General features: G+C 73.1%; 1 protein-coding gene. It reads right to left on the bottom strand.

Going from position 1 to position 2539, the window contains the following annotated elements; translation table 11 throughout:
• Window positions 1-2539, bottom strand: a 2539-nt coding sequence (locus L2I40_RS21815; RefSeq protein ID WP_237217359.1) for a beta strand repeat-containing protein, incomplete at both ends; no start/stop codon positions are given.

Genomic DNA, 2539 nt, shown 5'->3' with positions numbered 1-2539 from the left:
TGGATTGGTAGGCCAGCATAACGTCGTCGGCGCCCGCCCTGCACGGTGAGGCCGCGTGCGTCGAGCGCGCCGGATGCGCTGCCGGTGTCGCCGAGGGCGAGCAGCACGGCGGCGCTGCGCGCGTTCAGCCCGCCGAAGCTCGTCGTCGGTGCGGCGATGCGGAGCGTGTTCGGCGTCTGCGCGAGGCCGGCAAGGCTCGCGGTGGTGGCGGCGTTGACCAGGATGTTTCCGGCGGCGGCGGCGAGCCCGTTCAGTGCGAAGCTCTGTCCCGTCATCGTCAGGTCGCCGCTGCGGGCGATGGCGGAGAAGCCGTTGACGGAGAGGGGGCCGGCGGCGGTGAGCGTCGTGGTCGCACCGGTGACCGTGCCGTCCACTGTGAGGCCGCCCGCCAACGTCGCAATGTCGAGCACGCCGCCGGCTGAGACGGTGCGCCCGGCGGGGATCGCGAGCGCCGTGCCGTTGCGCAGCGTGAGCGCGCCGCCGGCCGAGAGGTCGCCGAGCGCGCCGATCGCATTACCGGCATTCGCCAGCACGATGTTGCCGCCCGCCGCGCCGGTGAGCGTGCCGACCGCCAGGTTCGCGCCGGCGTTCTGCGCGACGTTGCCGGTGCTGCGCACATCGAGCGTGCCTGCGAAGGCGAGGGGGCCGACGAAGCTCACGCTGCTTGCGCTCGGCGTCAGCACGCCGTCGAAGGTGGTGCCGCCGAGCCGCAGCGTCTGTACGCCGGAGAAGGCGGCGAGGTCGGCCGCGGTGATCTCGAACCCCGTCCCGGTCGGCGTGGCGACGGGCACGGTGAGCGGGACCGCGGCGAAGGGCGCGAGTTCGAGCGTTGCGGCGGTTGCGGCGAAGCCAGCGTCGATCGCGACCCGCCCGGCGCGCAATGCGATCCGCCCGCCGGCGCCCGGCGCGTCCAGCGCGGCGTCCGCGACGAGGAAGACGGTGCCGGCGGTCCGCAGGCCGATGGTCGCGGCCGTGCCCGGAGCGGTTTCGGTGATCGGGCCGGTTTGCACGCTGAGGTCCGCGCTGCCGTTGTCGAGCACGAAATCGCCCGCCGCCGACAGTTGCGTGAGGGCGCTGACGGCATTGGCCGGGCTGCCGAGCAGCGCGACGCCGCCGGACGTGACCGAGAGGCGGTCGGTGGTGATGCCGCCCGCCGTCTGCCGGATCCCGCCCGTGCCCGCGCCGAGGATGACCCTGCCGCCCGGTGCCGAGACATTGCCGGCGAGATCGAGCGCGCCGGCGGTGGTCGTGTCGGTGCGCGGGACGCCTGCGGTGAAGGCGGCGCCGCCGATGAGTTCGATGACGTTGCGGCCGATCGGCGTCGCGCTGACGCTGCCGGCTGTCGTGAGGGCCAGGTTGCCCGCCGCCGCGAGCACCACCTGGCCGAAGCCCGAGACCGGCGCAGCGACGGTGAGGTTGCCGCTCTCGGCGGTGATCTGGACACCCAGCTGGGTCGCCGTGACCGCCCCGGTGATCGTGGTGCCCTGCACGTTCCGGACGTCGATCCGTCCGGCTGCGGTCATGCCGGCGATGGCGGCGACGGCATTGTCGCCGAGCAGGGAAATGCTCGCCGGCGTCGTCACCACGAGTTCGCCGGCCTGGATGACGGAGGGCGCGGCCTGCGCGATCGCGGCGCTGTGGTCGAGCGAGAGCCGGCCGCCGACCGCCACCGTGCCCTCGATGTTGAGCGTGGTGGCGTCGAAATCGTAGGGCGTCGTGCGCAGCGCGAAGTTGCCGCTCACGCTCGAAGGGCCGAGCGTGCCGAGCTCGTTGCTCGGCGCCGTTGTCGACGCCGGGGTGAAGTTGAGCAGTGCCGATCCGGTGGTGCTGACCTCGAGGCGGAGCGCGCGGAAGCGGGCTGTCTGGGTGATGCCGCCCGCACCGGCCGTCATCGACAGCGTGCCGGGCGTGTCGATGACGCCGTTGAGCGCGATGCCGCCGGTGCGGGCGATCAGGTTCACGTCGGGGAAGCCGGAGATCGCGTCGTTGACGGCGATGTTGCGGCCGGCGTCGAGGGTCAGCGTGCCGGCGCCGGGCGGTGTCGGATTCCCGCTCAGCGGCGCGTCGACGAAGATGTCGCGCGTCGCCTCCAGCCGGATGTTGCCGGTCAGGACGAGGTTGATGATGTCGTTGGACAGGAATGCGTCAGCCGGGCCGCTTTCCGCGCCGAGGACGCCGTCGATGAAGTCGGCCTGCGTGACGTTCAAGCGCGGGTCGGCCCTGGTGACGATGGTGAGATCCTCGGGGTCGATCAGGATCGTCCCCGGTTGTCCCGCCGGCGCCGACACGTCCACCGCGCCCGGCAGGCGAAAGCCGCTCTGGCCCGAGATCTCGACGAAGCCGCCATTGCCGCCCGAGGGGCCGCCGCGGGTGGAGACGGTTCCGGCCTGGATCGTCAGTTCGGACGAATTGACGATGATCGTCCCGCCATCGCCGCGCTGCGTGGCATCGGCGCGCACCACGGCGCCCTCCGCCACGCCGGTGCGGCGCGCGAGGCGTGGCTGCGCGGCGCCGCGGCGGGTGGTGCCAAGCGCGACCT

The sequence above is a fragment of the Falsiroseomonas oryziterrae genome (genome assembly GCF_021864505.1).
GTDB lineage: Bacteria > Pseudomonadota > Alphaproteobacteria > Acetobacterales > Acetobacteraceae > Falsiroseomonas > Falsiroseomonas oryziterrae.
This window is presented reverse-complemented; position numbering and strand designations above follow the sequence as displayed.